Source organism: Vibrio sp. FF145 (assembly GCF_041439075.1).
Taxonomy (GTDB): domain Bacteria; phylum Pseudomonadota; class Gammaproteobacteria; order Enterobacterales; family Vibrionaceae; genus Vibrio; species Vibrio tasmaniensis_A.
In genome coordinates this window covers 48,414-55,961 of sequence record NZ_JBGONH010000034.1, presented here as the reverse complement: position 1 = coordinate 55,961, position 7,548 = coordinate 48,414, and the positions used below count along the sequence as shown (strand labels likewise).

The following is a 7,548-nucleotide window of genomic DNA, read 5'->3' as shown; positions in this document are numbered from 1 at the left end:
CCTCCGACCGCCTGGTTCGTAGCCAGGTACTCTATCCAGCTGAGCTAAGGGCGCACGGTATCTTCAAGAGAAGAAGTTGTGAAATATATCACATTCTGTTTCTACGAAACAAAAAAAAGGCCATAGGCCTGTAATGAATGGCGGTGAGGGAGGGATTCGAACCCTCGATGCGGCTACAAACCACATACTCCCTTAGCAGGGGAGCGCCTTCGGCCACTCGGCCACCTCACCTTATTCATTATTCTCGAAACACTTACAAGTAAGAGTAAAGAGAATGGTGCGCCCTGGAGGATTCGAACCTCCGACCGCCTGGTTCGTAGCCAGGTACTCTATCCAGCTGAGCTAAGGGCGCACATTGTTACTTCTGTGTTTGCTTGCAAATTCAAACGTGCAAGAAATGGCGGTGAGGGAGGGATTCGAACCCTCGATGCGGCTACAAACCACATACTCCCTTAGCAGGGGAGCGCCTTCGGCCTCTCGGCCACCTCACCGTCTTGCGGAGGCACATATTACGTTTTACCGAAAATATGTCAAACACTTTATTGAAAAAAATTGGACAAAAACACTCAACCGTTTGCTATTTAATCAAAGCGCTTGCAAATTGAACTTATAAGCTTCAAATCGCGCTTTTTCCCTTAAAAATTAAGGTGAAAGATTGGCAATAATAAACAGCCGAAAACAATTATCTAATTTATCCAGCAGCAAGTGCTACCGCTGTTTGCACAATACTACGGGATGCGTATTTGCGCCATAGGGGAAGCTAACAAATCTTGAGTTTGCGCAGACAAAATACCGTGCAATAGCGATGATCGATCCTATTTGTATTTCATAACGTCATAAAGTTCTCACTTCACCGCGTTAAGACTAACCCGTTACCACCCCATCGATGTTCAAATGCGTATTTCCATTCCCCCAAGATCAAAAAAGGCTAGCAACAATGCTAGCCTCTTCTCTACGCAAAAGTATTAGTAGTTGCCAGGTGCAACGTTACCATTACCTTTTTCAGCTTGAATGCGCATGTAGATCTCTTCACGGTGAACAGATACTTCTTTAGGTGCGTTAACACCAATACGTACTTGGTTACCTTTAACGCCTAGTACAGTAACTGTTACTTCGTCACCAATCATCAGTGTTTCGCCAACGCGGCGAGTCAAAATTAGCATTCTTTGCTCCTTGAGTAATCTCTAAATTTATCTAGCTACGCGAGCATTATCCAACAAAAGTTATATTTTCGTAAACTATCGATTGAGTTTATTTAACCAAAATGCACTTCTTTTTTAGGATAACCCTGTGTTTCACGCGCTACGATGTATGCATTGTGTAATATGTTAGCAGCCATATCGACTTGCGTTGGTGATATCACCAAAGTTAAAGACTGCTGTTGCAATAAGTGATGCTGTACATCAATTTCGCCTTCAGACAACAATCCATGTGAACTGACCACAATTTCTTGTGTTCGGCTTCCTACCACAGTTAACAAACTAACCTGTTCACTATTACGGATTTTCTCGTCAAAAACTAGTTTTAATTTAGCACTTATGTCCGGTTTGATAATGAGTGCTGCCCGTTCTGCTCCCTCGATCACACTACAGACTTCAATCCCTAATAAATGACAATGCGACATGAGGGACGGTAAATCTTGATTCAAACACTCGATGCGAACCATATCTCTTTGAATGGCTATCCCAGCAATATCATTCAAACAGTCATTACCCGCGATAAGAGTTCCCTCGCCTTCTTCAAAGCTCGAAAGCACTCTCAATGGTACATTGTGTCGCCACGCATGTTGAACACATGGAAGGTGTAAAACCTTAGCGCCTCTGCGAGCCATTTCTTCCATAGAGGGAAAATCTAAGGTATCTAATTTCTTAGATTGCTTAACCACTCTAGGGTCGCAGGAATATACGCCATCAACATCGGTATATATCTGACACTCTTTCGCTTGAAGGGCGCCCGCCAACGCAACGGCCGTGGTGTCTGAACCACCTCGCCCTAAGGTTGTGATATCACCTTTCGCATTAACGCCTTGAAAACCTGCAACAATGACAATCTGGTCATCATCTAACAGCGCTTTAATAGGAGCGGTATCAATACGCTCAATCGTCGCATTATTATGATTAGAATCGGTGTGTATTTTGGCTTGATAGCCAGTCATCGATGTCGCTTCATAACCCAACTTGTGCAACGTCATCGCCAACAAAGCCATGGAAACTTGTTCTCCAGCTGTTAACAGCACATCCAACTCTCTAGCGTTTGGTACGCTATCAACTTGTGAAGCTAAGTTAACTAACCGATTTGTTTCACCTGACATAGCAGAAACGACAACCAGGATCTGGTTCCCTTCATTTTTCGCTTCAATGATTTTTCCTGCTACATGATGGATTCGTTCAATTGAACCCACCGACGTTCCACCAAATTTCTGCACGATAAGAGGCATTTTCACCCGTCCTCACCTTCCCAAGACCAATGTCTATATATGACAAAAAAACACATACTCCGCGTCATGGCGAAGCAATAAAAAATTAACCAAGGAGTCTAACGTTACCATTAGCCTTCTTGGTTAATCTCAATCAAACCTTTTTCAGACGTTCTTCCAATGGGCTAAATAAAAGATGCCCAATCAGTTGATTGGGCATCTTTGTATCAATTACTTAAGCTTAAAGACGCTCTTCAAGCCAAATACGTACTGATTTAAGCGCTTCAGGTAGTGCTTCAACGTCAGTACCACCCGCTTGAGCCATATCTGGACGACCGCCGCCTTTACCACCAACTTGCTCAGCAACCATCTTAACGAGGTCACCCGCTTTAACTTTGCCGATAAGGTCTTTAGTTACGCCAGCAATCAGGCCAACTTTACCGTCTGCTACGTTCGCAATCAGGATGATGCCGCTACCCACTTGGTTTTTAGCATTATCAACCATAGTACGTAGGTTCTTGTTGTCTGCGCCTTCAATGGCAGCAACCAGAACTTTAGTACCAGAGATGTCTTCCACTTTACCCATGATGTTTGCGCCTTCAGCTGCAGCCATCTTTTCTTTAAGTAGTTGGATTTCTTTCTCTAGCGATTTCGCTTTCTTAGCTGATTCAGCAAGCTTCTCTTCGTAAGCGTTAGCCTGAGCTTCTACTGCATCTAGAGCTGCTTCACCCGTTACCGCTTCAATACGACGAATACCAGCAGCGATACCACCTTCTGAAATGATCTTGAATAGACCGATATCACCCGTGTTGCTTGCGTGGATACCACCACAAAGCTCAGTAGAGAAATCGCCCATAGACAGAACGCGAACTTCATCATCGTACTTCTCGCCAAACAGTGCCATTGCACCTTTTTCTTTCGCTGACTCGATGTCCATGATGTTCGTTTCAATCACATGATTCTTACGAACTTGTGCGTTAACTAGACGCTCTACTTCTTTAATCTGTGCTGGTGTTACCGCTTCAAGGTTAGAGAAGTCAAAACGTAGGTTGTCTGGCTTAACTAAAGAACCTTTCTGAGCAACGTGCTCACCTAGCACTTCGCGCAATGCTGAGTGAAGTAAGTGAGTTGCAGAGTGGTTTAGTGAGATAGCAGCACGACGCTCAGCATCAACGCGCGCTTCTACTTTATCGCCTTGAGCAAATACGCCTTCAACGAGCTCACCGTGGTGTGCAAATGCATTACCTAGCTTTTGAGTATCTTGTACTTTGAATAGACCCGACGCTGTGCTTAGCGTACCCGCGTCACCACATTGACCGCCTGACTCAGCGTAGAATGGTGTCTCTTCAAGGATGATGATTGCTTTGTCGCCCGCTGATAATGAAGATACTTCTTCGCCGTCAACGAATAGCGCAGAGATTTCACCTGCACCTTCAGTACCTGTGTAGCCACAGAACTCAGTGTTGGTGTCTACTTTGATCGTCGCGTTGTAATCCGTGCCGAATTGGCCCGCTTCACGAGCACGCTGACGCTGCTCTTCCATCGCCTTTTCAAAGCCTTCTTCATCAATAAATAAATTTCGCTCACGCGCTACATCGTTAGTAAGGTCTGCTGGGAAGCCGTATGTGTCATACAATTTAAACACAACCTCACCTGGTAAAACCCCAAATACTTCATTGCTATATTGCTCTTTATTCTGAATAGCTAAATTAAGCTCAGATTCAATAACATCCAATTCTTGGTTTAGAATAACCATGCCACGCTCTAGCGTGCGACCAAAGTTCTCTTCTTCGATGCGAAGTACTTTTTCAACAAGCTCTTGCTGTTTCTTAAGCTCTTCAGCCGCAGAGCCCATCACTTCAGCCAGTACACCCACAAGTTTGTGGAAGAACACGCCTTGTGCACCAATCTTGTTACCGTGACGAACTGCACGACGAATAATACGACGTAGAACGTAGCCACGACCTTCGTTTGAAGGCATGACACCATCAGCGATTAGGAATGAACAAGAACGGATGTGGTCAGCGATAACGCGCAGCGATTGGTTAGATAGGTCGTCGTGACCTACTACTTCTGCTGTCGCCTTGATTAGCTTTTGGAATACATCAATTTCGTAGTTAGAGTGAACGCCCTGCATGATTGCAGAGATACGCTCAATACCCATACCAGTATCTACAGCTGGCTTAGGTAGCGGTTCCATAGTGCCGTCAGCATGACGGTTGAACTGCATAAATACGTTGTTCCAAATCTCGATGAAACGGTCACCATCTTCTTCAGGTGTACCAGGACGACCGCCCCAGATGTGCTCACCGTGATCGTAGAAGATTTCAGTACATGGACCACAAGGACCTGTGTCACCCATTGTCCAGAAGTTATCAGATTCAAACTTCTTGCCACCTTCTTTGTCGCCGATGCGAACAATCTTGTCAGCTGGGATGCCCACTTTCTTGTTCCAGATTTCGAATGCTTCGTCATCTGTCTCGTAAACCGTTACTAACAGGCGATCTTTTGGCAGACCTAGTGTTTCAGTCAGGAATTCCCAAGCAAAGCCAATCGCTTCTTCTTTGAAGTAATCACCAAAGCTGAAGTTACCTAGCATTTCGAAGAATGTATGGTGACGAGCCGTGAAACCTACGTTTTCAAGGTCATTGTGTTTACCACCCGCACGTACACAACGCTGAGCCGTAGTTGCTCGAGTGTAGGCACGTTTTTCGGCGCCTAAGAAGCAATCTTTGAATTGGTTCATGCCTGCGTTAGTAAATAGCAGGGTTGGATCGTTATGTGGAACTAACGATGAACTGTCTACGATTTGGTGTTCTTTGCTCTCAAAGAACTTAAGGAACGCGTTGCGAACCTCATCAGTGCTCATGTACATGCAGCTCTTCCTGAAAATAGTCGAGTTAGAATTTTGCCGTATTGTAGATCATGGTTAAGGCTTCGACTAGTTTTCTTGTAGAAAAGACACCCTTGGGCAGGATTTTAGTTGGAATTCGATAAAATGAAGAATATTCCACTAGCTCGAGCAAAGAAAAAACAAAAAAAACCTCGCACAATATGTACGAGGCTTAAGCAGTTGGAACTCAATCGAAAACCAGTAAACCGTTATTAAGAGTCTGTCTTACTGGTTAATGCTTAGTGCGTAAGATAACCACTTCATTTTGGTCTAGGTTAAATGTGCCACTGCCATTAGAAACAACCACTTGGTCAGTTCCTAGTACACTGTCGTAAGTTCCGTTTGCCAATCCTAAATTCACCGCGTTAACCGATGTACCTTGACCGAGGTTCATTGCAACCACAACTACGTCATCGCCTGCGTTACGTTCATATACCAATACATCATTGCTTATCCAACGCTCGATATAATCACCTTGCTGAACCGCATAGCTTTCTTTACGAAGCTTACTTAATGTTTTTATCATCTTGTAAGCATTTGTCGTTTTATCAAAGCTTGGCATCATTTCACGGTTGTAAGGGTCATTACCTTGTTGACCAAAACCATTGGTAGTGAAGTTAGCCGCGTAGTGCTCTGTTCCGTAATAAATACAAGGAATGCCACGAGAGGTCATAATAAGCGCTAAACCCAGCTCCACTCTGTCTTGTGCAAATGCAACACTTTGACGACCACCCCACTTGTCTTTACCTGCGCCAAAGTTCTTCGCGTCTGAGCGTAAAACGGTAGAGATACGAGACGCGTCATGGTTATCCAAAAACACCACTTGCCAATCACTGCTTGTGAATTTTTGGTCACGTAATTTCATGTAATTATTAATAGCGTACATACCAATATTGTTATGGTGAAGTAATGCATTTTCGATCGTATTACGTAATCCAAAGTCAAGCAGTGCTGAACCTGATGTATTGGCAAAATCGATAGAAGCAAAGTTTGATCCCGTTGCGTCAGCGCCTGAATCCATCCACTCACCAAAGAAATAGAAATCTTTACCTTGGCTTTTCTTCGCGTATGCGTTTATTTGGCCAGTAAAATCTTGGATAAACTCTTTATCCATATGTTTCACCGCATCAATACGGATCGCATCTACCCCTAAATCAACCCAGAATTTCGCACCATCAATCAAATACTGACGCGCAGGGCCATCTTTACGTTGATCAAAATCGGTTAAGTTGAATAAGGTTTTATCGCGAACCGCCCTTGCGTCGTTCCATTCCCAATCTTTACCGTTTTCAGCGATCGCTCCATTATGATGGTAATACCCTGCATTATCATTTTTGTAGTCGGTAACTCGAACACCCTTTTTATAAAGTGCACCGTATTCCCCTTCATCATCAGGGTTAGAGTGATTAGGCGCATAGTCCAGCACGAGTTTCATGCCGTAGCTATCCATTTTCGTCTTTAATGCTTTAAAATCGGCAACGGTACCTAGATGCTCGTCAACTTTAAAGAAGTCACGTCCCCAGTAGCCGTGGTAACCCGCACCGCCTCGACTGTCAGGCACGTTAATGTTATCTGCTGGAGGCGTTATCCAAATGGCCGTGATCCCCATATCATGCAAGTAATCTAGCTTTGCAGTTAAACCTTTTAAGTCACCACCAAAGTATTTTTTGAAATCCGATTTGTCTGCCGAATACATGTCGGCACCCGTCGCTGTATTATTGGCTGAATCGCCATCATAGAAACGGTCAAGAAACACGAAATACATGGTTTCATCACGCATATCAAAGGGAAGCTTTTCATGGACCACCACTTTATTCGTGTCGTCATAGAAATTAATTTCGTAGGTTTTATTAGGGTCAACAGAGAAATTTGATAGAGGGTAGTTTTCAGACCAATCACCAAAGCGATCAACCTTAAAACTAGGAGAGTTCGTTCCATCACCGGTGTTAAATTTTTTCACTATTTGCCAGTGGTTTGCTTTCACTTTAACCATAGATTCAGCTTGCCAGTTATTGGCGGTACCACGGAAATAGGCCTGGTTCCAATCTGCCATAGCAGGTAGGGAAGCCAGTAATGCTGATAGCACAATAAGCTTATTCTTCATGTGTCGTCCTTTATTCACGTTATGGGGTTTCGTTTTATATTGTTTTTACTTTTATAATGCCGCGCTCTATAACTGTTACGTTAAATCACCATAATGAGGTCTATCAGCAACAGTAAATTTCAGGTACGACAAAGC

The 7,548-nt window shown here is 43.9% G+C and carries 4 protein-coding genes and 3 tRNA genes; all 7 read right to left on the bottom strand.

From position 1 onward, the window contains the following. Positions 1–138: 138 nt before the first annotated feature. Positions 139–231, bottom strand: a tRNA-Ser gene (locus ACED42_RS13960). 44 nt (positions 232–275) lie between these two features. Continuing rightward, positions 276–352 (bottom strand) — tRNA-Arg (locus tag ACED42_RS13955). Between the two features lie 46 nt (positions 353–398). Continuing rightward, positions 399–491, bottom strand: a tRNA-Ser gene (locus ACED42_RS13950). 474 nt (positions 492–965) lie between these two features. Beyond that, the gene (gene csrA / locus ACED42_RS13945; protein WP_009847619.1) at positions 966–1,163 is read right to left on the bottom strand and encodes a carbon storage regulator CsrA; all 198 of its coding nucleotides are present in this window, start codon (positions 1,161–1,163) and stop codon (positions 966–968) included. A gap of 92 nt (positions 1,164–1,255) precedes the next feature. After that, positions 1,256–2,437 carry an aspartate kinase gene (locus ACED42_RS13940; RefSeq protein WP_081326135.1) on the bottom strand — a complete coding sequence of 394 codons (1,182 nt, stop codon included), beginning with the start codon at positions 2,435–2,437 and terminating at the stop codon, positions 1,256–1,258. A gap of 220 nt (positions 2,438–2,657) precedes the next feature. Then, on the bottom strand, positions 2,658–5,291 hold the full coding sequence (gene alaS / locus ACED42_RS13935; RefSeq protein WP_371702959.1) for an alanine--tRNA ligase: 2,634 nt from the start codon (positions 5,289–5,291) through the stop codon (positions 2,658–2,660). 250 nt (positions 5,292–5,541) lie between these two features. After that, the gene (locus ACED42_RS13930; RefSeq protein ID WP_371702957.1) at positions 5,542–7,413 is read right to left on the bottom strand and encodes an alpha-amylase family glycosyl hydrolase; all 1,872 of its coding nucleotides are present in this window, start codon (positions 7,411–7,413) and stop codon (positions 5,542–5,544) included. Positions 7,414–7,548 lie beyond the last annotated feature (135 nt).

Bases quoted from the DNA above. Each gene is read 5' to 3' on its own strand.
- csrA (WP_009847619.1), bottom strand. From the start codon at position 1,163: ATGCTAATTTTGACTCGCCGCGTTGGCGAAACACTGATGATTGGTGAC.
- ACED42_RS13940 (WP_081326135.1), bottom strand. From the start codon at position 2,437: ATGCCTCTTATCGTGCAGAAATTTGGTGGAACGTCGGTGGGTTCAATT.
- alaS (WP_371702959.1), bottom strand. From the start codon at position 5,291: ATGTACATGAGCACTGATGAGGTTCGCAACGCGTTCCTTAAGTTCTTT.
- ACED42_RS13930 (WP_371702957.1), bottom strand. From the start codon at position 7,413: ATGAAGAATAAGCTTATTGTGCTATCAGCATTACTGGCTTCCCTACCT.